21 protein-coding genes are annotated in these 23,088 nt (G+C 70.9%); 7 read left to right on the top strand and 14 right to left on the bottom strand.

The features are described from left to right. Window positions 1-44: 44 nt before the first annotated feature. The 12 genes from moeZ to M2271_RS29840 form a co-directional block, all read right to left on the bottom strand. Complete coding sequence (gene moeZ, locus M2271_RS29890) at window positions 45-1,223, bottom strand: adenylyltransferase/sulfurtransferase MoeZ (protein ID WP_280890489.1); 1,179 nt, start codon at window positions 1,221-1,223, stop codon at window positions 45-47. 63 nt (window positions 1,224-1,286) lie between these two features. Next, the gene (locus M2271_RS29885) at window positions 1,287-1,706 is read right to left on the bottom strand and encodes a hypothetical protein (RefSeq protein WP_280890488.1); all 420 of its coding nucleotides are present in this window, start codon (window positions 1,704-1,706) and stop codon (window positions 1,287-1,289) included. Continuing rightward, window positions 1,694-2,656, bottom strand: coding sequence for an NAD-dependent epimerase/dehydratase family protein (locus M2271_RS29880; RefSeq protein ID WP_280890487.1), 963 nt, complete (start codon window positions 2,654-2,656; stop codon window positions 1,694-1,696). The genes M2271_RS29885 and M2271_RS29880 overlap by 13 nt, the downstream gene beginning before the upstream one ends. 373 nt (window positions 2,657-3,029) lie before the next feature. Next, window positions 3,030-4,169, bottom strand: coding sequence for a hypothetical protein (locus tag M2271_RS29875; RefSeq protein WP_280890486.1), 1,140 nt, complete (start codon window positions 4,167-4,169; stop codon window positions 3,030-3,032). A 203-nt stretch (window positions 4,170-4,372) separates the two neighbouring features. Continuing rightward, window positions 4,373-6,148, bottom strand: coding sequence for a DUF3492 domain-containing protein (locus M2271_RS29870; protein WP_280890485.1), 1,776 nt, complete (start codon window positions 6,146-6,148; stop codon window positions 4,373-4,375). 278 nt (window positions 6,149-6,426) lie between these two features. Continuing rightward, window positions 6,427-8,031 carry an ABC transporter ATP-binding protein gene (locus M2271_RS29865; protein ID WP_280890484.1) on the bottom strand — a complete coding sequence of 535 codons (1,605 nt, stop codon included), beginning with the start codon at window positions 8,029-8,031 and terminating at the stop codon, window positions 6,427-6,429. Then, entirely contained in the window at window positions 8,028-9,026 is a 999-nt protein-coding gene (locus M2271_RS29860; RefSeq protein ID WP_280890483.1) for an ABC transporter permease, read from the bottom strand. Before M2271_RS29860 ends, M2271_RS29865 begins: the two co-directional genes overlap by 4 nt. Beyond that, a complete protein-coding gene (locus M2271_RS29855; protein ID WP_280890482.1) occupies window positions 9,023-10,090 on the bottom strand; it encodes an ABC transporter permease in 1,068 nt (355 codons plus the stop codon). The genes M2271_RS29860 and M2271_RS29855 overlap by 4 nt, the downstream gene beginning before the upstream one ends. 4 nt (window positions 10,091-10,094) lie before the next feature. After that, window positions 10,095-11,813 (bottom strand): ABC transporter substrate-binding protein, encoded by a 1,719-nt coding sequence (locus M2271_RS29850; protein WP_280890481.1) that lies wholly within the window; start codon window positions 11,811-11,813, stop codon window positions 10,095-10,097. A 164-nt stretch (window positions 11,814-11,977) separates the two neighbouring features. Further along, on the bottom strand, window positions 11,978-12,070 hold the full coding sequence (locus tag M2271_RS42600; protein WP_348539199.1) for an Ms4533A family Cys-rich leader peptide: 93 nt from the start codon (window positions 12,068-12,070) through the stop codon (window positions 11,978-11,980). 57 nt (window positions 12,071-12,127) lie between these two features. Continuing rightward, window positions 12,128-13,702 (bottom strand): DUF3152 domain-containing protein, encoded by a 1,575-nt coding sequence (locus M2271_RS29845; protein WP_280890480.1) that lies wholly within the window; start codon window positions 13,700-13,702, stop codon window positions 12,128-12,130. 8 nt (window positions 13,703-13,710) lie between these two features. Beyond that, window positions 13,711-14,763, bottom strand: a complete 1,053-nt coding sequence (locus M2271_RS29840) for an alpha/beta hydrolase (RefSeq protein ID WP_280890479.1) — start codon at window positions 14,761-14,763, stop codon at window positions 13,711-13,713. 172 nt (window positions 14,764-14,935) lie between these two features. On the opposite strand from M2271_RS29840, the gene M2271_RS29835 reads away from it, so the two are divergent. The 4 genes from M2271_RS29835 (at window position 14,936) to M2271_RS29820 (ending at window position 16,914) form a co-directional block, all read left to right on the top strand. Further along, on the top strand, window positions 14,936-15,187 hold the full coding sequence (locus tag M2271_RS29835; RefSeq protein ID WP_280890478.1) for a hypothetical protein: 252 nt from the start codon (window positions 14,936-14,938) through the stop codon (window positions 15,185-15,187). Between the two features lie 226 nt (window positions 15,188-15,413). After that, complete coding sequence (locus M2271_RS29830) at window positions 15,414-16,052, top strand: TetR/AcrR family transcriptional regulator (protein ID WP_280890477.1); 639 nt, start codon at window positions 15,414-15,416, stop codon at window positions 16,050-16,052. 148 nt (window positions 16,053-16,200) lie between these two features. Then, complete coding sequence (locus M2271_RS29825; RefSeq protein ID WP_019754243.1) at window positions 16,201-16,428, top strand: DUF3107 domain-containing protein; 228 nt, start codon at window positions 16,201-16,203, stop codon at window positions 16,426-16,428. A 216-nt stretch (window positions 16,429-16,644) separates the two neighbouring features. Then, entirely contained in the window at window positions 16,645-16,914 is a 270-nt protein-coding gene (locus tag M2271_RS29820) for a hypothetical protein (RefSeq protein WP_280890531.1), read from the top strand. Window positions 16,915-16,997: 83 nt separating this feature from the next. Here M2271_RS29820 and M2271_RS29815 read toward each other — a convergent pair whose 3' ends face one another. Further along, window positions 16,998-17,756: a ferritin-like fold-containing protein gene (locus M2271_RS29815; protein ID WP_280890476.1), complete on the bottom strand. Its 759-nt coding sequence runs from the start codon at window positions 17,754-17,756 to the stop codon at window positions 16,998-17,000. 468 nt (window positions 17,757-18,224) lie between these two features. Between M2271_RS29815 and M2271_RS29810 the strand changes: the two genes are divergently transcribed. The 3 genes from M2271_RS29810 (at window position 18,225) to M2271_RS29800 (ending at window position 21,925) form a co-directional block, all read left to right on the top strand. Then, window positions 18,225-21,002, top strand: coding sequence for a DEAD/DEAH box helicase (locus M2271_RS29810; RefSeq protein WP_280890475.1), 2,778 nt, complete (start codon window positions 18,225-18,227; stop codon window positions 21,000-21,002). A gap of 369 nt (window positions 21,003-21,371) precedes the next feature. Then, the gene (locus M2271_RS29805) at window positions 21,372-21,803 is read left to right on the top strand and encodes a Tn3 family transposase (protein ID WP_280890474.1); all 432 of its coding nucleotides are present in this window, start codon (window positions 21,372-21,374) and stop codon (window positions 21,801-21,803) included. After that, window positions 21,800-21,925 (top strand): hypothetical protein, encoded by a 126-nt coding sequence (locus tag M2271_RS29800; protein WP_280890473.1) that lies wholly within the window; start codon window positions 21,800-21,802, stop codon window positions 21,923-21,925. The genes M2271_RS29805 and M2271_RS29800 overlap by 4 nt, the downstream gene beginning before the upstream one ends. A 73-nt stretch (window positions 21,926-21,998) precedes the next feature. On the opposite strand, the gene M2271_RS29795 is transcribed toward M2271_RS29800, so the two are convergent. Continuing rightward, window positions 21,999-23,063, bottom strand: coding sequence for an aldo/keto reductase (locus tag M2271_RS29795; RefSeq protein ID WP_280890472.1), 1,065 nt, complete (start codon window positions 23,061-23,063; stop codon window positions 21,999-22,001). Between the last annotated feature and the right edge of the window lie 25 nt (window positions 23,064-23,088).

The following is a 23,088-nucleotide window of genomic DNA, read 5'->3' as shown; positions in this document are numbered from 1 at the left end:
GCCCCCCCCCCCCCCGCCGACAGCCGACCGGGACGAGCCGAGGCTCAGTACACCGGCTTGTCCGGCTCGATCTGGTGGACCCAGCCGATCACGCCGCCGCCGACGTGCACGGCGTCGGAGAAGCCCGCGGACTTCAGGACCGCGAGGACTTCCGCACTGCGGACACCCGTCTTGCAGTGCAGGACGATCTTCTTGTCCTGCGGGAGGGTCTCCAGGGCGGTGCCCATGAGGAACTCGTTCTTCGGGATCAGCTTGGCGCCCGGGATGGAGACGATCTCGTACTCGTTGATCTCGCGGACGTCGATGATCTCGATGTTCTCGCCGTCATCGATCCACTCCTTGAGCTGCTTGGGAGTGATCGTCGAGCCGGCGGCCGCCTCTTGGGCCTCCTCGGACACGACGCCGCAGAAGGCCTCGTAGTCGATGAGTTCGGTGACGGTGGGGTTCTCGCCGCAGACCGCGCAGTCGGGGTCCTTGCGGACCTTGACCTGGCGGTACTGCATCTCCAGGGCGTCGTAGATCATCAGGCGGCCGACCAGCGGCTCGCCGATGCCGGCGAGGAGCTTGATGGCCTCGTTGACCTGGATGGAGCCGATGGACGCGCACAGCACGCCCAGGACGCCGCCCTCGGCGCAGGAGGGGACCATGCCCGGCGGCGGGGGCTCCGGGTAGAGGCAGCGGTAGCAGGGGCCGTGCTCGGACCAGAAGACGGAGGCCTGGCCGTCGAAGCGGTAGATCGAACCCCACACGTACGGCTTGTTCAACAGCACGCAGGCGTCGTTGACCAGGTAGCGGGTCGCGAAGTTGTCCGTGCCGTCGACGATCAGGTCGTACTGGCTGAAGATGTCCATCACGTTGTCGGCCTCGAGCCGCTCCTCGTGAAGGACCACGTTCACGTACGGGTTGATGCCGATGACCGAGTCACGGGCGGACACGGCCTTGGAGCGGCCGATGTCGGCCTGGCTGTGGATGATCTGGCGCTGCAAGTTCGACTCGTCGACCTCGTCGAACTCCACGATACCGAGCGTGCCCACGCCCGCGGCGGCCAAGTACATCAGCGCCGGCGAGCCCAGGCCGCCGGCGCCCACACAGAGCACCTTGGCGTTCTTCAGCCGCTTCTGCCCGTCCATCCCGACATCAGGGATGATCAGGTGGCGGGAGTACCTGCGGACCTCGTCTACGGTGAGCTCAGAAGCGGGCTCGACCAGGGGTGGCAGCGACACGGGGACTCCGTTGGTCGGTCAATCACTACAGTTGTTCTCCCCGTAACACTGCCATGGGCTTCTTCATTCCGAGACACCTGTTCCGACCCGCGAGACGATGCCGTCCCAGTAGCCGGGCATGGTCTCCCAGGGGTCGCTACGGCCGGAGTGGTTCGCGCGGTCGAAGTAGGCCGTCGCGGCGCCCTGCCGGCGGGCGATGCGCAGTGCCTCGTCGAGGTGGCCGAGGATCCGGAGTCCCGCGTCGCGCAGGCGTCCGACGGCGTCCGGACAGTGCGGGGCGGGACGGGTGCCGGGGCCGTTGCCCGTGACGTTGCGGACGACCCAGTACAGCGGGCGCCCGGGGCGGGTGAGTTCGGCCCACTCGGCCCACTCGGCCGGGGCGGCCAGAGGGTGGGCGAAGCCGGGGATGCCGAAGCCGGTGCGCCGGCGGGAGCTCGCGGTACTGGGGATGGCGCTGGCGCTGGCGCTGGTCAGATACGGCATGCCGCCTCCATCCAGATGTCGGCCAGGGACTCCTCGAGGTTGATCCGCGGGCGCCAGCCGAGCCGGTCGCGTGCGGTGCGCACGTCGGCCTGCTGCCAACTGCCGCAGCCGTCCGGGTACGGGTACGCGACCGGGGCCGCGTGGTCCGACTCGGTGCGGGGGTGGCCGATGGTCGGCCTGAGGTGGACGCTGGGCGGACCGTCGAGTTCATGGAGGGCACCGCCGTATCCGGCGACGCGCGCGAGGATCGCGGCAGCGTCGCGCAACCGGACCGCGCGGCCCGAGCCGATGTTGATGACACCCTGCGCGGCGGAGAGCGATGCAGCGTGCACGGCGCGGGCGACGTCACGTACGTCGACGAAGTCCCGCTGGACGCCGAGGCCGCCGAGTTTGAGCTCACCGTCACCGGACTGCATGGTGCGGCGCATGGCCTCGGCGAGGCGGCCGAGCGGGGATCCGGCGGGGGTGCCGGGGCCAACCGGCGAGAACACACGGAGGACCACGGCGTCCAGGCCGGAACCGAGGACGAGTTCGGTGGCGGCGAGCTTGCTGACGCCGTACGGGCCGCCGGGGCGGGGCACGGAGTCCTCGGGAGTGGAGGAACCCGGCTGGCTGGGGCCGTACTCGGCACCGCAGCCGATCTGCACGAGGCGGGCGCCGCAGCCGCTGCGGCGCAGGCCCTCACAGACGGTGGCGACGGCGACGGTGTTGTGGCGGGTGAGGTCGCGCGCGCCCCCGCGAGTGGCACCGGCGCAGTTGACGACGACACCGGGGTGGACCGCGTCGAGGAAGCGGGTGAGGGCACCTGGACTGCCGGACGCGAGGTCGAAACGTACGTCGGCGTCATCACCCCGGCCGAGGGCCGTGAGTTGGACAGCCGGGTCGGCGAGCAGGCGGTCGGCGACGAAGCGGCCGAGGTAGCCGTTGGCTCCGATCAGCAGGACTCTCATCGGACGACTCCCGGGGCCGAGGCGTCGGATCGGGAGGTGATCATTTGGCGGTCTCCTTCGAGAAAGGGGGGTATGGGGGCCTGCGGCGCTGGGGCCGGGAGCTAGGGGCAGCCTGGACGCATCGACGCGCGGGCCTGCGGTGCTCGGGCCAGGTGCCGGGGATGGCCTGGACGCATCCGTGCGGAGGCTTGCGGCGACGGGACAAAGTGCCACAGGACGCTGAGGCAAGAGGCCGGAGGTACAACGCTGTGGCTCGATGCCGGAGCGAGGACACCTGAGCCGGTCGGCAGGGCGCGTGAGGCCGGTGGCGCTGAGCGCGGCAGCTGGTGCAGTGATCGCAGCAGGGGGCGCGCCGTGCGGCGTGATGTGGCCGTCATGTCGGCTCACCCGGTAGGGCATGGGCCGAGGCTCGGGCCAGCGTGCGAGTGGCGTGAAGCAGGAGGGTGAGAGCGCCCAGGCCGCAGGTGAGGGTCTGGATGCCGCCCGGGCCCCAGGTGTCGGTGACGGTGTGGACGGGAGTGGCGAGGAGGTCGCAGCCGGGGAGGCGGGCGGCGAAGACCGCCGACAGGGCCACGGCCTGGGACGCGGCCGTGGCCGTGAGGACCACCTTCGGGGCGTGGTTGAAGCCGTGGACGGTGAGGAGGCGGGCGAGGAGCAGAAGCGCACCCAGGGTGGCGGTCTGGGCGTACGGCGTTGGTTCGCCGAGGGCCGCGCCGGATGCGGCCAGGAGGGTGGTGAGGCCACAGAGAAACAGAACGAAGGTGCCCAGCAGGAGAGGCCGTACGGAGGCGGCGAAGTCCTCCAGGCCTCGGCTGCCCGTCAGTTTGCGGCGGGCGCGGACGGCGAAGAGATGGGCGCTCCAGGCGGCGGGCACGCACGCCCAGGCAAGGGCCAGCGCGGGAGCCGGGGTGAGGGGCCAGGGGGCGTTCGCGGTGCCGTCGGGGAGGCCGTCGGGGCCGCCGGCCAGGGCTGCGCCGAGCAGTCCGTCGCCGAGGATGGCGTAGGCGAGGAGCCAGTACGTCGAGGTGACGGTGGCGTTCGGGTGCGCGCGGGCTCTGGTGCCGAGCGGGCCGTGGGTCAGGATCGCGCGCACGCCCAGGGCCATGGCGAGAACACCCACGGCGGCGACGGTCAGGCGCGCTCGGCCGTCGGTGAGGTGCAGGCCGACCACGGTGGCCGCGCAGAGGGCACCGGGCAGGAGGGTGAGCAGGGCCCAGTCGGCGCGGGCCCGCAGGACTTCCTGAGGGGTGGGACGCGGCGGAGTTTCGCCGTCATGGGAGACGCGGGCGTACATCTCCTCGGCGAGGGAGAAGACGTCCCGGTGGCGGAAGCGGGCCGCGGTGCGGTCGGTGACGCCGTGGGCCTCCAGGCCTGCTGCGATCTCCAAGGGGTCCACGGCCCCTTCGCACAGCTCGCGGTGACGGTGCATCAGGGCCTTCACCGGGTCCGCGCCAGTGCCGCGGGTGACGGGCCGACGGCCCCCGGCCGCCTCATGGGCGCCAACGAAGGCCACGGCACCCCCGCCCCCGCCCCCGCCCCCGCCCCCGCCCGCAACCGTCACATCCCCGACATCCACACCCACACCGGCCCCCGCATCCACACTGGCACCCACCGGCACCCACCCCTCCGGCCGCGCATCCCGCGCCCCGCCCCCGCGTCCGCCCCCGCTCGGGCTGCCAGGTCGGTCCAGCCCGTCCGGCTCGCGCAGGCCGCTCATCACGCCCCCTCCGTCGCGGTCACCGGTGTCGCACCACGCACCGAAGAAGTCCCGACCGAAAAAGTCCTCACCGAAGAAGCCTTCGCGGAGGAAGCCCCCGCCGAAGCGGCCCGCACCGGCGGGCCCGCCGCCCAGCCGGGACCGCCCGCGGCCACGACGCGCACGTCCCGCTCGGTCCAGCTGCCGGGTACGCGGGACTCGGCAGGGGCGGCGAACGGCAGGGGTTCGCCGGAGTCGTCGAGGACGATCCGGCGGACCGGGGTGCGTGCGACGATGTCCAGGTAAATGCCGTGAAATGCCGTGATGTTCTGCTCGACGGTGAACAGTTCGAGCGCGCGGGCCCGCGCGGCGGCGCCCAGGCGCGCACGACGCTCGGGATCCCGCAGCAGTGCCACACACGCCTCGGCGAGCGCCTGCGGATTGCGCGGGGGTACGACGAGTCCGGTGCCGCCGATAACCTCCACGACCGCGCCCACGTCCGTGGACACCGTCGCCCGGCCGCAGAGCATGGCCTCGACCAGGCCGACCGGAAAGCCCTCGACCACGCTGGACAGGACGGTCACGGCACCGGCGGCGTACGCGTCGGCGAGGGCCGGGAGCTCAGGACCGCCGACCTCCTCGAAGGACACCGGGTTGTCACCGACGGCGTGCGGTCCGTCGGCCTCGTCGAGGAAGAGCTGTGCGGCCAGCGCCTCGCAGTGGCCGAGGTAGACCGCGCCCTCCGCGCCCGAGGGAGCGCCGACTATCCGTAGCCGGGTCGTGGGCTCCTCCTTGCGGATCTCGGCGAAGGCATGCAGCAACGACACCAGGTCCTTGGCCGGTTCCACGCGGCCTACCCAGACGAGCGTGTCGGGGTCCGCGCACACCGGTGACTCGCCGACCTCCGCGAAGGGGGCGGCCTCCATGCCCGGGTAGACCGTGCGGAGCTTGTCGCGGTCGGCTCCGCAGCGTTCCTGCCAGCGGCGGGCATGCGCGTTGCCGGGTGTGACGATCGTGGCCCGGCGGTAGGTCTCCGCGGCGAGCCTGCCGTGGAAGGCGGTGAGCAGGGTTCGTACGGGGGGCGCGGCCTTCGTGGCGGTCAGGTAGTGCGTGCGCAGCCGCACGCCGTACTCGGTCACCAACAGGGGTACGTCGGCGAAGTGCCGTGCCAGCAGCCCGGGCAGGGCCGCCGGTCCGCCGGAGGCGGCGTGGCACAGGTCGACCGAGCCGAGGCCCTCGTCCTCATACCAGTCGAGCGACAGGGGGCGCAGGACGCGTTCCAGGTGCGCGGCGACGGCGAGCAGCTCGGGTACGCGCGCTTCGCGGGCCGTGCGCGGGGCGCCGGGCGCACGACAGGCGCGCTCCAGGGCGCGTACGGCGGCCTCGGAGCGGAGCGCGCCCACCAGTCCGCCCACGTCGCGGGCGAGTTCCGCGAGCCCGTACAGCGCGCCGGCGAAACGGTCCGCCTCAGCCGCCCACGGTTCGCCCGGAGCCTGCCCGGCGTCCCCTTCGCACAGGGCGGCCGCCAACTCGCCGTAACACTCGGCAAACCGCCGACGCGCGCGCCGTCCGTACACCACCCCGTCGCCCTCGGCCATCCACAACGGCGCCGTACGCACCCTGCTGACCTGCGGGGGCAGTGGGACCCAGCCCTCGTCCTCCTGGCGCTCGCTGCGGCTGAGCGCGTAGATGTCGAACTCGTGCTGCTGAAGCCCGCGTACGAGCCGGTCGCACCAGAGCCCGGTGTCACCGTTCACATACGGATAGCCGCTCTCCGTAAGCAGTCCGATGCGCACGAACGCACCCCCGATCTCCCGTATGAGGAGCCGCCCTTGGTCCGGCGGCTCGCAGCGGGACGAACGTATGCGGACAAGGGGGTGGCGCGACGGACTGTTGTCCATCGCGCCACCAAAAGGGGTGAACGGTCGTAACTTTCCCGTGCGGGTCGCGTTCTGTCGCGCTAACAGATCAGACGCGTACGGATCGTCACCGGCGGATGATGCCGGACGTCACGCCACGCCAGGTCACGCCAGGTCACGCCACGCCACGCCACCTCACCTCACCTCACCTCACCTCACCTCACGGCCGGCTCGCGCCGGATGGCCCTGCGCCGGGCCGCGATCTCCGGGTCCAGTGCCGGTACGGCGGCCAGGAGTTGCTTGGTGTACGGGTCCCGCGGGTTGTCGTACACCTCGTCGGCCGGGCCGGACTCGACGAGCCGCCCGTGGCGCATGACCGCGACCCGGTCGCTGACCTGGCGGACGACGGCGAGGTCATGGGCGACGAAGACGAGGGCGAGCCCGAGTTCACGCTGCAACTCCCCGAGCAGCGCGACCACCTGGGCCTGGGTGGTGACGTCCAGCGCTGAGACCGGCTCGTCGCAGACGATGACGCGCGGGTCGGCCGCGAGCGCCCGCGCGATGCCCACGCGCTGGCGCTGACCGCCGCTGAACTCGTGCGGGTAGCGGTCGTAGTGCGCCGCTTCGAGCCCCACGCGCTCCAGCAGTTCCCGCACCCGCCCCCGGATGTGCCCTTCGGCCTGCTCCCCCCGCGCGCGCAGCGGGTCGGCGATCGACTCGCCCACGCTGCGGCGGGGGTTGAGGGACGAGACGGGGTCCTGGAAGACCATCTGTACGGCCGGGTTCACGCCCACGCGCGCGTGCCCCTCGTAGCGCACCTCCCCCGCCGTCGGCTCCAGGAGGCCGACGAGCATGCGGCCCAGGGTCGTCTTGCCGCTGCCGCTCTCGCCGACGACGCCGAGGGTCTCACCGCGGCGGATGGTCAGCGACACGTCGTCCACGGCGGCGAACGCCCGTTTTCCGCGTCCGAACTCACGCCGCAGGCCGCTCGCCTCGATGACGACCTCCTCGGACACCTCCGCGGACACCCCGGAGGTGACGCGCGGCGCGTCCACACGCGGGACCGCGCCCAGCAGGTCGCGGGTGTACGGCTGCGCGGGTGCCCCCAGCACGGCACCGACCGGCCCGTGCTCGACCACCCGGCCGTGCCGCATGACGAGGATCTCGTCGACGCTCTCCGCGGCGACGCCCACATCGTGCGTGACCAGCAACAGGCCCATGCCGGTCTCCTCGCGCAGCGTGTGCAGCAGGTCGAGGATCTGGGCCTGGACGGTGACGTCGAGCGCGGTCGTCGGCTCGTCGGCGATCAGCAGCTCGGGTTCACAGGCCAGCGCCATCGCGATGAGGGCACGCTGTCGCATACCGCCGCTGAACTCGTGCGGCCGGGACCGGGACCGGCGCCGCGCGTCCGGAATCCCCACCCTGTCCAGTACGTCCACCGCACGCGCGCGTGCCGCTCGGCGCGAGGCGCGCGTGTGCACCCGGTACACCTCGGCGATCTGGTCCCCGATCGCGTAGTACGGGTCGAGGGACGACAGCGGGTCCTGGAAGACCATGGCGGCCTTCGCGCCGCGCAGCCGCCGCAGCGCGTCCTCGGACGCCCGGTGTACATCGGTGCCGGCGACCTCGACCGAGCCGCCGACGCGCGCTCCCGTGCCGCGGTGCAGCCCCAGCAGGGCCGAGGCGACCGTGGACTTGCCGGAGCCGGACTCGCCGACCAGGGCGAGGGCGGCGCCCTGCTCCAGCCGGAAGGAGAGCTTGTCGACGGCCCGCAGGTCGCCGAAGTCGACGGTCAGATCCGTGACGTGGACAAGACTCATGTCAGTACCACCCGTCGGTCGGCCACCGCGTACAGCACGTCGGCGACGGCGTTGGCGACGACCACGAAGAAGCCGATGACCAGGACCATGCCGACCACCACGGGGAGGTCGACGACGTTCACCGCGTGCACCAGCTCCTGGCCGATGCCGGGCAGGCCGAAGAGCGACTCGACGAGGACGGCACCGCCCACCGCACTACCGAAGTCATTGGCGTTCAGGGCGATGATCGGCGCCACCGCGCCCCGTAGCGCGTGCCGGCCGACGATCGACCGTTCACCGACGCCGTAGGCCCGGAAGGTCCGGATGTGGTCCTCGGCGAGTGTCTCGAGCATCGACGCCCGGGTCAGCCGGGCGAAGTAGGCCGCCTGGCTGAGAGCGAGCGCGAACCACGGCAGCAGGAGGCCCCAGGCCCACTGCTCGGGGTCGTCGGAGAGGGAGACGTACTCCGGGAAGGGCAGCAGCTCCAGTTGCCCGCAGATCACGATCATCAGGACGAGGCCGATGACGAAGACGGGCGTGGCGATGCCCGCGAGGGTGATGCCGGTCAGCGCGCGCTCGGTGAACCGGCCGCGTCGCCAGGCGGAGAGCACCCCGGTGCCGACACCCAGCAGCAGCCAGAGCACCATCGCACCGACCACCAGCGAGAGACTGACGGGCAGCTTGGTCAGGATGATCTGCATGACCTGCTGGTCGCTCTGGTACGACAGCCCGAAGCAGGGTGCCGAGCAGTGTTCGACGGACGTGCCGGTCGAGTAGTCCTGACCGACGACGATGCCTTCCAGGAAGTGCCAGTAGCGCAGGTAGAGCGGATCGTCGAGCTTGAGCTGCTCGGCGACCTGGTGCACTTGTTCCGGCGAGCAGCGCGGGCCGCAGGTGATCTGGGCGACGTTGCCGGGGGTGGCGTAGAAGATGACGTAGATGATCACCGAGAGGGCGAGCAGGGTGAGCACGGCGCCTGTGGCGCGGCGGAGCGCGAAGCCGGCGAAGCCGCTCATGGCCGCGCCTCCTTCTCGACGCCCGCGTCCGCCTTCGCCATGCCCGCGTCCGCCTTCGCCACGCCCGCGTCCGCCTTCGCTTCCCGCTTGCGGCCCGTCCCGACCCGCAGGCGGGAGACCGCGCGCGGGTCCAGGGCGGTGCGGACACCGTCGCCGAGGACGGTGAGCGCGAGCACGGTCACGAACAAGGCGCCCGCGGGCAGCAGCAGGTACTGCGGGGCCGCCTGGTACCAGACGTTGGCCGAGGTGAGCATCTGTCCCCAGGACGGAGTGGGCGGCTTCACGCCGACGCCGAGGAAGGACAGGGCGGCCTCGATGGCGATGTTGGCCGGCACCATGAGCGCGGCGTAGGTGATGACGGGGGCGGCGAGGCCGGGGAGCAGCTCCCGGCGCGCGATCCGGACGGTGCCCCAACCGCTGAGCCGGGCGGCGGCCACGTAATCGAGCTCCTTGAGGGTGAGCGTCTGGGCCCGCGCGATCTTGGCGATGGTTCCCCAGGCGACGAAACCGATGATGAGCGCGACCAGCACCGGCCTGGGGAAGCTGCTGGGCACGATGGCCAGCAACGCCAACGCCATGATCATCAGCGGCATGGCGACGATGATGTCGGCGATCCGGCTCAACAGTTGATCAACCCATCGGTTCCCGAGCGCGGCGGCGACACCCACCACGACTCCGATGCAGACCTGGACGACGGTCGCGGCCAGCGCGACGCCCAGGGAGACCCGCGCGCCGTACACCAGCCGGGCGAACAGGTCCCGTCCGGTCTGCGGTTCCACGCCGAGCCAGTGGTCGCCGCCGATGCCTCCGAAGGACCCGATGGGCACGCCACCGCGTGCCGAGTCCACCAGCGAGGGGTGGTAGGTGGTCGGGTCCTGGCCCTCGATCGCGGTGAGCAGCGGTGCGGCGATCGCGACCAGGACGAGTAGCGCGACGACGGCCGCCGCGAGGATGGCGGCGCGCTGCGCCCGCAGCCGCCGCCAGAACTGACGGGCCCCCGAGGCCGCCGGGGTGGGCTGCACACCCGTACCGGCGGCCTCGACGGCGACAAATGCCTCACTCATGGCGTTACTTGACCGCGACCTGTGAGATGTCCAGCACACCGGTCCAGTCGCTGATCACGATGTTCTTGACGTTCGCGCCGTACAACCGCTTGTAGACGGGGTGGAAGAGCGGCACGGTCAGCGCCTGCTCGCCGATCTTCTTGTCCAGTGCACCCCACCGCTTGGCGGCAGCGTCAAGATCGGTCAACTTGTTGATCGCGTCGATCTCCGCATTGACCGACGCGTCATCGAGGAAGCCCGAGTTGAAGTTCGAGCCGTCCTTGACGATCTGCCGGCCGTCGAAGATCGGGGCGAGGAAGGGACCGCCGGAGGGCCAGTCGGCACCCCAGTGGGCAAGGAAGAAACCGGGCTCGGTCTTCACGTTGTGGATCTTGTCGGAGTAGTCGTTGTCCTCCAGCCCCTGCAGCTTGACGGTGATGCCGGCCTTCTTCAGCGCGTCCTGGACCGCGGTCGCGATCTCGGGGCTGGTCTCGAAGTCCTTGCTGTTGGAGTGGGTCAGCGTGAGGGTCAGCCCGTTCGCGTACCCGGCGTCCTTCAGCAGTTCCTTGGCCTTCGCGGCGTTGCCCGTGCTGCCCGCGGGGAAGAGGTCGTACGGCGTGTAGCCGAAGGACTTCTGGTCCGGCAGGTAGGTGGTGGCGGACTCGGCCAGCGCGGAACCCCCGGCCGCGTTGATCACGGACGAGCGGTCGATGGCGTACGAGATCGCCTGCCGCACCTTGACGTTGTTGAACGGCTTCACGTTCGGGTTGAACGCGAGGTAGTTCGTGTAGCCGAAGTGGCCGGTGCCGACGCGCGCCGCCAGCTCCTTGTCCCCCGTCACCTTGGCGAGCTCGGCCGGGCCGAGGTTGGTGTCCGTGGTGACCGCACCGGCGTCCGCACCCTGGGACGCCGACAGCCGCTGGTTGATCACGGACGAGTCCAGCCCGGACCGTACGTCGATCTTGTCCGGGTAGGCCTTGCGCTCGGGGTCCGTCGAGGCGGACCAGTAGGTGTTGCGCTCCAGGACGAGGCGCTCGCCGTCGTTGTCGTTCGTGACGACCTTGTAGGGGCCGGACGAGACCGGGTGCTCCTCGTACTTCGTCCCGGTGTCCTTGCTCTTCGGGACGGGCGTGAACTGCGTCTGGGTCGCCAGGTACGGGAACTCGCCCTCGGGCTTGTTCAGGTGGAAGACGATGGTCCGCTCGTCCGGCGTCCCGATCGCCGAGAGCCCCTTCTTGTCCTTGTAGGGGCCCTGGTAGTCGGCCGCGTCGACCAGCCAGTCCCGCAGGTAGGGGGCGCCGCCGGAGAGCTCGGGGGCGAAGGAGCGCTCGATGCCGTACTTGATGTCGGCCGAGGTGATCGGGGTGCCGTCCTCGTACTTCAGCCCCTTCTTCAAGGTGTACGTCCAGACGGTCGCGTCCCTGTTGGGGCGCCCGGTGTCGGTGGCGAGGTCCGGCACGACCTGGGCACCGGCCGCGCCGTTCTCCCGGTTGCGCGTGGTGAGCGTGCGGAACACCAGGGACGGCACGTTGCCGCCGCCGGAGGTGTACTGGCGGGCCGGGTCGAAGTCCTGTTGCGGGTCGGAGTTCAGGACCGTGAGCGTGCCGCCCTTGTGGGGCGTGGAGTCACCGCCGGAGGCCTTGGCATCGTTGTCCTCGGGCCCGCAGGCTGCGGCACCCGCTGCCAGAACCAGGCCTACGGATACCGCGGTCACGCGGCGCGCACTGAGGGACGGTTGACGCATCGGAGACGACCTCTCGAAGAATGTGTCTCGGATCACGAGACGGATTGACGAGGAGTGAGACAGAAGGGAGCAGACGTCTGCCCCGGCGTCAGGTCGTCGGAAAACCGTGACCTGGGGTCACGGGAGAAAAAGAAGTTCGCGACGCGTACGCCAGGGGGCGGACGTCAGCTACAGAGAATGTCGGCCACGCAGAGCGGGGTCACACCGATCAGCGCAAGCTCGATGGCTGCGCGGGCGGAGGCGTGACGGGGCGACATGCGCAGCAATATGTACGACTTTTCTGCGCCTGTCAATGTGATCTCGGTGCCCGCCCGTCAACTCCGAGGAAACGGCCAGGGATTGGCCTTGCAGTGGATTCCCCCGTGGTCGAGGAACTTGGTCTGCTGCTGCATGACCGGCGCGAGCTCACCGTCCTTGTCGCAGCTGACATGGCCGTGGCCCAGCCGGTGACCGACCTCATGGTTGATCAACATTTGTCGGTACGGATGGATCTGATCACCGTATGTCGTTGATCCCTGCGCCCATCGATACGCATTGATCATCACGCGTTCGGTGGACGCCGAGTCACACGACACGTTGTCCTGGGTGGTGTCCAGGCCGGACTTGGCGCACCAGTAGGCCGTGGTGCCGGGACTGGCGAGCGTGATCACGAAGTCGGGCTCGCCCGAGGAGATCCGCTCGAAGGTGTTGGCGCCGTCGTGGGCCCAGCTCCGGTCGTCGTTGAGCGTCTTCTGGACCGCCTCCGCGAAGAGTTCGCCGTCGAGCCCGAGTCCCTGCTCCACGTCCACCCGGTAGGTGTGCTTCTGCCCCTTGCCGGGCGCCTTGGCGACACCGGGAATCGCGTCGAACCTTCCCGAGCCCTTGAGGCCGGCGCCGAGCGCGTACGTCCTGCCCATCTTCTGTTCGTATGTCAGCGGCGCCCCGGCCGCCCCGGAGGGTGTCGGCCGCTCCCCGACCCGCGAGGCGGAGTCGTGGTCGTCCCGCGCCTGGTCGGTGGCGGACCGGAATTGGCCATCGCTGCCGTCCTGCCCGTCCGCGACCTGGCCGGCCACGACGATGGCCAGCACGGTGGTGACCGCGGCGGCCGCGATCCCGGTGAACGCCCGCCCCTTGCCGCCCTTGGGCGCCGCGGGCTCGCCCGTGGGAGCCGCGTCGTCATCGCCCTCGTCGCCACCCGCGGTGTCGGGCCACGCGGTGACCGCGTCGTACGGCTCGGACGCGTGCGCGGCGGTCTGCGTACGGGTCGCCGAGGCCGGACCGTGGCCGGCGGCGGACGGCGGCCCGGAGGCAGGCGTACGCGGTCCGGAGATGGGCGTACGCGGCCCCGGGACGGGCGGAGGCCCGGAGGTGGGCGGAGGCCCCGAGGCAGGCGTACGCGGCCCCGCGACCGGCGTACGCGGCACGAAGACGTCCTCTTCCGCGCCGAAGGCGTTCAGGTAGTCCTGACGCGGTCCCGAACCGGATGGGGGCGCGGGACGCTGCCGCGGTATCACGGGCCCCTGCCCACCGCGCCCGGCACCGGACCGCCCGCTCGACTCGCCCCAGCCACCGCCGTCTTCCCGCTGCTCGGGATGCCCGCCCCGAACCTGGGGGACCCCATGCGCCGGAGTGCCGTCGGAAAGCCTCGGGACACCGCGCGCAGGCGTGCCGTCCGCGAAACGCGGCACCGCGCGCGCGGAAGTCCCGTCCGGGAGACGTGGCACCCCCCGCGCGGGTGTGCCGTCCGCAGGACGCGGGGCCCCTTGCGCGGGCCTCTCGTACCCGGGAGGCGGAACCTGAGTCCGGTTCCGGCCTCCCGTCACACCCGAGTCGTTGTGACCACTGTCGCCCTTGGGGGCACTCTTGGGGTCACTCCTGGGGGCAGATCCACGTCGACTGTGGCGTCCCACGCCGCGCCTCAGCTCCCCGCGCCGGTCGTACTCGACATCCCGGCGCCCCCGTCGGAGACACCCGCACCACGAACAAAGCCACCCGGACCACCGCCGGAGGCCTCCTTCTCCGCCTTCTCCGCGAGGAGGTCACGGACCGCGCCCGCCAGCGTCTCCGGGTACTCCATCATCGCCACGTGCCCCGCCTCGGGCAGGGTGAGCAGGCGGGAGTCGCGGAAGGCGCGGGCCGCCTTCTGGGCCATACGGAAGCCGACGAGCTGGTCGCGGCCGCCGTAGACGAGGAGCGTCGGCGCGAGGACGCGTTCGGCCTGGCGCCACAGCGCGTGCTGGCCGCCCAGGGTGTACGCGTTCACCAGCCCGCGCGCGGAGCGCGTCATCGCGTCCCAGAAGTACGGCAGTCGCAGCCGCCGCTCCATCTCCTCCACCGCGTACTGGAGCCCCTCGGGAGTCACCTGCCCGGGATCGCCGTAACACAGCGCCGTCACCCCGCGGACCCGTTGCTCCGCCGTCCACTCCTTGGTGAACCGGGCGAACAGTCCGGCCACGCCGGGCACGGCCAGCAGCGCCGTCGGCACGGCGCTGCGCTGGACGCGGATCTCCGGCAGGGCGGGCGACACGAGTGTGAGCGTACGGACGAGGTCGGGCCGCACCGCGGCCACGCGCGTGGAGACCGCGCCGCCGAGGGAGTTCCCGAAGAGATGCACGGGACCGCGCCCGGACGCGTCGAGGTAGCGGATGACCGCGCGCGCGTGCCCGCTGATCGAGTAGTCGCCGTCGTCCGGTGGCGGGGAGTCGCCGAAACCCGGCAGATCGACGGCCTCACCGTCGACATCATGCTCCAACTGCTCCATGAGGGCCGACCAGTTCTGCGAGGAACCGCCCAGCCCGTGGACGTACAGCGCGGGCGGCAGACCCGCGCGCGCGGGCGGTCTCGACCGGACCGTCAGCGTGATCCCCGGCAGCCCCGCCGACCTCAGCCGCTCGCCCTCCGCGACCCTGACGGGCGCCACCTTGGGAAGCACATTGGCGGGCGGCACGAACGGCAGCTCGGTCGAAGGCATGCAGCAATGTTACGAGACGATCACACGGTGGTTCGTGTGTTCGCCGTCACAGAAGGGTGCCCGGATCGATGGCGTACAGATCGGGTGTCTCCTAGGCTCGTTCGCAGGGCACCCGGATGTGGCCCCCTGTGGCACCCAGGCACGCAGGGATGTTCTAGGAAGGGAGCCCAGCATGACCGTCGACCCCACCGGCCCCGAGACGTTCGCGGCCGAGAACGACGAGAAGGACGAGCGCATCGAGAACGCCCGGAACGCCGAGGAATTCGACGTCGAGGCCCCCCAGGTCGACGCGGCCGAGCAGCGCACCGAGGTCGACCCGGACCGCGACGACCCGCTGACCGGCCTGGAGCCGGATCGCGCCAGCGAGGCCGATCTCCTCGAACAGGCCCGGGTCGTCTCCCTCGACGAGGACGACTATCGGTGACGCGCACGAAGGCTCCCTGCTGAGCAGGAGCGGAGCCGCCGGCCCGCCCGGATGGTGGAACGTGGTGCGCCCCGGTGCCCAGTAGGCCCCGCCTTGAAACCTTCTGTACGGCTTTCGTCACCGTCCGGTCCGTGAAATTCTGCGCTCGCACCGCGCACAGCTCGGTTACCGAAAAGTACGATGGCCACGCGGCGCATACCGCAAGTGGACGACTTTGGGAGGCGGCGTGACAGCCATCGAGCAGACAGAGGCGGCGCGCCCACGAGGTACGCGCCTGCCGCGCCGTGCCCGACGCAACCAGCTGCTGGGCGCCGCCCAGGAGGTCTTCGTGGCGCAGGGCTACCACTCCGCCGCGATGGACGACATCGCCGAGCGCGCCGGAGTCAGCAAGCCGGTGCTGTATCAGCACTTCCCGGGCAAGCTCGACCTGTATCTCGCGCTGCTGGACCAGCACTGCGAGTCTCTGATCCAGTCCGTTCGCCACGCGCTCGCGTCGACGACGGACAACAAGCAGCGCGTCCGGGCGACCATGGACGCCTATTTCGCGTATGTCGAGGACGACGGCGGTGCCTTCCGCCTGGTCTTCGAGTCGGACCTGACGAACGAGCCCGCAGTGCGCGAGCGCGTCGACAAGGTCACGAACGAGTGCGCGGAGGCGATCTGTGAAGTGATCGCCGAGGACACCGGTCTCTCGCGCGCGGAGTCGATGCTGCTCGCCTCCGGTCTGGGCGGCCTCGCGCAGGTGGTGGCCCGCTCCTGGCTGCACAGCGACCGCAGTGTGCCGCGCGACCAGGCGGTCCAGCTGCTGACGTCCCTGGCCTGGCGGGGCATCGCGGGTTTCCCGCTGCACGGCATCGACCACTGACCCGTACCCGCGCGTGGGGGCGTTTGTTCCCGCCTGATGTTCGCTCCTGGCGTTCTTGGGCGGAGCATGTAGGTCCCCTCACCGGGCTAATGTGTGCTGGTACGGCGCGGAAGGTCGCGCACTTACTGACCGTCGGAGGGACATAGCCGTGGAGGTCAAGATCGGCGTGCAGCACGCGCCCCGCGAGATCGTTCTGGAGAGCGGTCAGAGCGCCGAGGAGGTCGAGCGGGCGGTGTCCGAGGCGCTGGCGGGCAAGTCTCAGCTGCTGAGCCTCGTGGACGAGCACGGTCGCAAGGTCCTCGTGCCGGCCGACCGTCTCGCCTACGTCGAACTGGGTGAGCCGGCCCCGCGCAAGGTGGGCTTCGGCGCGCTGTAGTCATACGCGAGGCACTCGCGCGGTCCGCGCGACGGGAGGAGCCCGGCGACCATGTGGCGCCGGGCTCCTCCCGATTTTCCCCCTCCGCACATGGAGCTTTTCTCCTCCACATAGGGAGCACGGGTCGCATCCGGAGGATGATTGCATTCCGCAGGTCACGGGTATGACGGGCTACGACCGTGATGCACAGAGTGGCCGTGTGGGAGGGACCCCATGATGTTGTTGGAAGCGCTCGGCTCCACCTTGCTCGGTCTCGTGCTGGCGGGGGCGGCAATCCACCGACTGCCCCACCGTCTGCCGGCCCGTTCCCTGGTCCTGGCGACCGGTGTCGCCGGAGCCCTGGTCGGCGCCTTCGTCACGCACAGCGCGCTGGACGCCGGGGGTGTCCTGGTGACCCTGCTCGGCGCGGTGGTCGTCTCCGCGGCCTCGCTCTCGCTGCTGCTGCGCCCCGCGGGAAGACTCCGCCGCCGATCGGCGACCGCCTGACCCGTCGCCGACCGCGGCACCCCCGGTGAGCAACAGCCGAGCCGCTGGGCGGCGTTGGGGGGCAAGATCCTGTCTGACAGGCCCTATGCCGCGAGTCCCAGCGCCGCCATCCGCTTGGTGTGGGCCTCGGTGATGCGGGAGAACATACGGCCCACCTCGGCGAGGTCGAAGCCGTCCGCGACACCGCCCACCAGCATCGTCGACAAGGCGTCCCGGTCGGCGACCACGCGCTGGGACTGGGAGAGGGCCTCGCCCATCAGCCGTCGCGCCCACAGGGCGAGCCGTCCGCCGACGCGCGGGTCCGCGTCGATCGCCGCGCGCACCTTCTCCACCGCGAAGCCGGCGTGCCCGGTGTCGTCGAGGACGGCCAGGACGAGTTCGCGGGTGTCCGCGTCGAGGCGGGCGGCGACCTCGCGGTAGAAGTCGCTGGCGATCGAGTCGCCGACGTACGCCTTGACCAGGCCCTCCAGCCAGTCCGAGGGCGCCGTCTGCTTGTGGAAGCCGTCCAGCGCGGCGACGAACGGTTCCATGGCCAGGGTCGGCTCCTCGCCGATCTCGGTGAGCCGGTCCTTCAGCTTCTCGTAGTGGTGGAACTCGGCCGACGCCATCTTCGCGAGCTCCGCCTTGTCCGCCAGCGTCGGCGCCAGCTTGGCGTCCTCCGCGAGCCGCTCGAAGGCCGCCAACTCCCCGTACGCCAGCGCGCCGAGCAGGTCGACGACCGCCGCCCGGTACTGCGGCTCTGCACAGGCCCGGGCCCAGTCCTGGGCAGCGACAGCGATGACCTCGCGAGAAGCGTCCGCGGGTGTGTCGGAGGTGTTGTCAGGCGTCGTCATGAAGCGCACAATAGCCCGCCCGTCGCACGACGGAAGTCCCTGGTCAATCACTGTGACGACGACGACGTGACCAAATCGGCCATCGCGTGTGCGCAATTCCGGGGTATGGTGGTAATGCGCCCGCTGAGGTCTCTGACGTATCTCGACGGGCCGCACGAATGAGGATGCCCGGTCGGTGGCCCGATCGGCTCCGACCCGACAGCCCTCCTTGTCCGTATGGCACTGTGCGTACGGAATCCGGAGGGGGACCCTCAGCGGTACGAGCGCTAGAGCGTCGGCAGTGGTCCCGTGTCATACGGCTAGCCCGTAAGGCAGTCGACGTCCCCGGCACGGCCCCAGACGACCCCCGCGCTCGCCTCGCACCGCCCACACAGAAGAGGCAGCACCCTGACTACTTTCCGAGAGCTCGGGATCCTTCCCGAGACCGCCGAGGCCCTCGAAGCCGTCGGCATCACCAGTCCCTTCCCCATCCAGGAGATGACCCTCCCCGTCGCCCTCTCCGGCTCGGACGTCATCGGCCAGGCCAAGACCGGTACCGGCAAGACGCTGGGCTTCGGCCTTCCGCTTCTCGAGCGTGTCACCGTCCCCGCCGACGTGGAGGCCGGGCGCGCCACGCCCGAGGACCTCACCGACGCCCCGCAGGCGCTCGTCGTCGTTCCCACGCGCGAGCTGTGCACGCAGGTCACCAACGACCTGTTGACCGCGGGCAAGGTGCGCAACGTACGCGTGCTCGCCATCTACGGCGGCCGGGCCTACGAGCCGCAGGTGGAGACCCTCAAGCAGGGCGTCGACGTCGTCGTCGGCACCCCGGGCCGGCTGCTGGACCTCGCGGGCCAGAAGAAGCTCAACCTCAAGCACATCAAGTCACTCGTCCTCGATGAGGCCGACGAGATGCTCGACCTGGGATTCCTGCCCGACGTCGAGAAAATCATCAACATGCTGCCGGCCCGCCGCCAGACGATGCTGTTCTCGGCGACCATGCCGGGCGCGGTCATCGGTCTCGCGCGGCGCTACATGTCGCAGCCCACGCACATCAGCGCCACGTCGCCGGACGACGCGGGCAAGACGGTCGCCAACACCAAGCAGCACATCTACCGCGCCCACAACATGGACAAGCCCGAGCTGGTCGCGCGCATACTGCAGGCCGACGGCCGGGGCCTGGTCATGGTCTTCTGCCGTACGAAGCGGACGGCGGCCGATCTGGCCGACCAGCTCCAGCAGCGCGGTTTCGCCTCCGGCGCGGTCCACGGCGACCTCGGTCAGGGCGCGCGTGAGCAGGCGCTGCGGGCCTTCCGCAACGGCAAGGTGGACGTCCTCGTCTGCACCGACGTCGCCGCGCGCGGTATCGATGTCGAGGGCGTGACCCACGTCATCAACTACCAGTCGCCGGAAGACGAGAAGACGTACCTGCACCGCATCGGCCGTACGGGCCGCGCGGGTGCCAAGGGCATCGCGATCACTCTCGTCGACTGGGACGACATCCCGCGCTGGCAGCTCATCAACAAGGCGCTGGACCTCGGTTTCAGCGACCCGCCGGAGACGTACTCCACGTCCCCGCACCTCTTCGAGGAACTCAGCATCCCCGCGGGCACCAAGGGTGTCCTGCCGCGTGCCGACCGCACGCGTGCCGGGCTCGGGGCGGAGCAGGTGGAGGACCTGGGCGAAACCGGTGGCCGCGGTGCACGCGGCCGCGGCGACCGGGGAAGTAGCGGTGGCCAGGGCGGCCGGGGAAGCAGCGGCGGCCGGGGAGGTCGCGGCGGCCGGGACGACTCCCTGTCCGTCGGCCGCGAGCGTTCGGCCGGTACGACGCCGCGTCGTCGCCGCCGTATGCGCGGTGGAACGCCGCTGGACGCCACGGCGCCCTCCGGGGCGAACGAGGCGATCGCGCCGGAGGAGAACGCCTCGGCGGTCGCCGCGGTGTCGCCGATCTCGCCGATCTCGCCGGTCTCGTCGGAGGACGCGACCGCGACGACCCGGACCCCGCGCCGTCGCCGCCGTAACCGCAACGGGGCGCAGGCCGAGACCGCGCCGCCGACCGCGGCCGCCGAGCCGGTGGCGCCCCAGGCGGTTGCCGAGACCGCGCAGGAGGCCGTCGCGACGGCCGAGGGCACGGCAGTGGAGGTCGTGGGCTCCCCCGAGTCCCCGGCGAAGTCGCGTCGGCGTCGGACCCGTAGGTCCGCGGAGTCGGCGGTCACGCCGGCCGAGCCGACCACGGCGTCCGAGCCGGCCGCACCGGTGACTCCGGAGGCGATCACGGAGGCAGCGCCGGTGTCCGAGGCCCCGGTGGTGTCGGAGCCCGAGGCTCCCGCCGCGAAGCCGCGTCGCCGTACGCGCAAGGCGGCGACCGCGGCCCCGACCGCTGCCCCGACTGCGGCCGAGGCCGCGGTCGACACCGCCGAGGGGACGACCGCGTCCGCCGTTGAGGCCACGGAGGCCACGCCTCGTCGCCGTACGCGCAAGGCCGCCGCGGCTCCGGCCGAGGCCGCCCTCGACACGGTGGAGGCCACGGAGGCCACGCCGCGCCGCCGCACACGCAAGACCGCCGAGCCGACCGAGGTCGTCACCGCCGAGATCCCGGCCCAGACGGTCCCGGAGCCGGAGGCCACCGAAACCAAGCCGCGTCGTACGCGCAAGGCGTCGGCGACGGCGGAGGCCGCCGAGGCGGCGGTGGACACCGCCGCGGGTGTCGAGGCCAAGCCCCGGCGCACCCGCAAGGCCACCGCTGCCGTGGACACGGCCGAGGGTGCGGAGGCCCCGCCCCGGCGCCGTACCCGCAAGGCTGCCGAGCCCGCGGTGACCGCCGTTGTTCCGGAAGGCACGGAGACCAAGCCGCGCCGGACCCGCAAGACCGCCGCTGCTGCGGAAGCGGCCGTGGACACCGCAGAAGGCACGGAGACCAAGCCGCGCCGGACCCGCAAGACCGCCGCTGCTGCGGAAGCGGCCGTGGACACCGCGGAGGGCACGGAGACCAAGCCGCGCCGGACCCGCAAGACCGCGGCTGCCAAGGCGACGGAGGACACGGCGCCGGAGACGAAGCCGCGCCGTACGCGCAAGACCGCGGCGTCGGCTGAGGCTGCCGTGGACACGGCCGAGGGTGCGGAGGCGAAGCCCAAGGCACGCCGGCCCCGTAAGGCCACGGTTGCTGCGGAGCCCTCCGCCGACATCCCGGCCCAGGCGTCGGAGACGGTCGAGGCGAAGCCTCGGGTACGCCGGCCCCGTAAGGCCACGCCTGCAACGGAGCCGGCGGACAGCTGACCCCTCGCTCGATGGCCCGGTTCACTGAGGTGAACCGGGCCATCGACGTTTCTCCGCGCATCCCGGCCCTGTTCTCGTATAGCTACGGCGAACGGACATGTAGCGCCGTGTGACTGCTGTGGTCGTCGTTTCCCCTCGTCGGACGCCTCGTTGAGCTGAACGAGTGATCTCGGGCGGGGTGGAGGGGGACGGGGTGCGGCAGGACTGGGAGCCAGAGGACCTGATCGAGGTCTGGACGCTGCTGGAAGATGACATGAAGCGGGTGCGGAACAAGTCCGGGGCGACCCGGCTCGGGTTCGCACTGTTGCCCTGGTCTCCATCAAGGCGGAGATCGAGGGGCACTGGGGCACCATCGACCTGCTGGACATCTTGAAGTACGCCGAGTTCGACACCGGCTTCATCGCCGAGTTCACCTCGGTCGCCACCAGAGAGAACCTGTCCAAGGACGTACTGCGCCGCCGGCTGCTGCTGGTCCTGTTCCGCCTGGGCACCAACATGGGCATCAAGCGTGATAATTACCTCGCCGACGCCGAGCCGCGCCAGGAGATCCACGAGGGCCTGCAGGTGGTGGAGAACTGGAACAGCGCGAACAAGGACCTCTTCTACGGCAAGGACGGTGACCTGGCCGGGCAGGACAAGGAATCCCAGGAGGTGTCCATGCTCGCCCTGCACCTGCTCCAATCCGCCCTCGTGCACGTCAACACGCTGCTGATGCAGCAGATCCTCGCTGATCCGACGTGGGCCGACACGCTCACCGACGCGGACCGGCGGGCGCTGTCCCCCTGTTCTGGACGCACGTGAACCCCTACGGCCGGTTCGAGCTGGACATGAACAGCCGCCTGGAGCTGGGCCTGACCGCCCGGGCCGCGACGTTGCCCGGCCCGCGCACCCCCGAGGGTGAGAGCGCGACGGCCCCCGCGTGACTGGGGCGGCGTGGCCGGGCGGATTGCCGACGCGCGCACGGGTGCGGCGAGATGCCGCCCCCGTGCGCGTCCGTCAATGGCGGGCCTGGATCTTCAGGTCGCCGCGGGTCTGTACGCGGATGTGGTCACTGGCGAGCATGGCGTGGGGGAAGCCGAGATCGATCGCGCTGACCTCGTCCAAGCGCGCCTTCTGGGACGGGGTGAGGTTGACCTCGAGGGTTCCCAGGTTCTCCTGCAACTGTTCGACAGTTCGCGCCCCGATGATGGGCGCGGTCACCCCTGGGTTGTGCAAGGTCCAGGCCAGTCCGACCTGTGCAGGGGTCCGGCCCAGTTCCGCCGCGACCTCCTTGACGACGTCCACGATGGCGAGGTTGCGCTCGGTCACTCCGCCCAGGGCCAGGTTGAAACTCTTGCGGGCGCTCTCACTCTGGTCGGACGCCGGTGCGGTCAAGTCCTGGCGGCTGTACTTGCCGGTGAGGACCCCACCCGCCAAGGGGGACCACAGCACGGTTCCCAGTCCCAGCTCCTGGGCCATCGGCAGAAGGTCACGCTCCCCGGTACGTTCCACCAAGTTGTACTCCAGCTGCAGTGCCGTGAGTGGCGACCAGCCGCGCAGGTCGGCGATCGTCTGCATGCGTGAGATCTGCCAGGCCGGGGTGTTGGAGATGGCGACGTAGAGGATCTTGCCCTGGCCCACCAGGTCGTCCAGGCCGCGCAGAATCTCCTCCACGGGCGTGGTGGAGTCCCATACGTGCAGGTAGAGCAGGTCGATATAGTCGGTATTCAGCTGCCGCAGGCTGGTCTCGACCGCGCCGAACAGGCTCTTCCGGCTGGCGCCGCCGGAGTTGGGGTCATCGGGCCGGCGCAGCGTCGTGTACTTGGTCGCCAGGACCAGACTGTCGCGCCGGTCACGGGCGAACTCGCCGAGCATGCGCTCGGAGGTGCCGTTGGTATAGGTGACCGCGGTGTCGATGAAGTTCCCACCCCGCTCGACGTAGAGGTCGAACAGTTTCCGCGCCTCGTCCTGCTCCGCGCCCCAGCCCCAGTCGTTGCCGAAGGTGGCCGCGCCGAGCGCGAGTGGTGAGACCCGCAGACCGGAACGTCCCAGCTGCCGGTAGGTGTCGAGCGTGAGCGCCATCGTGTTCTCCTGTGAGGTGTGGTTC

The sequence above is a fragment of the Streptomyces sp. LBL genome (genome assembly GCF_029893585.1).
Taxonomy (GTDB): Bacteria; Actinomycetota; Actinomycetes; order Streptomycetales; family Streptomycetaceae; genus Streptomyces.
The sequence above is the reverse complement of the archived record's forward strand: the minus strand, read 5'-3'. Positions and strand labels throughout refer to the sequence as shown.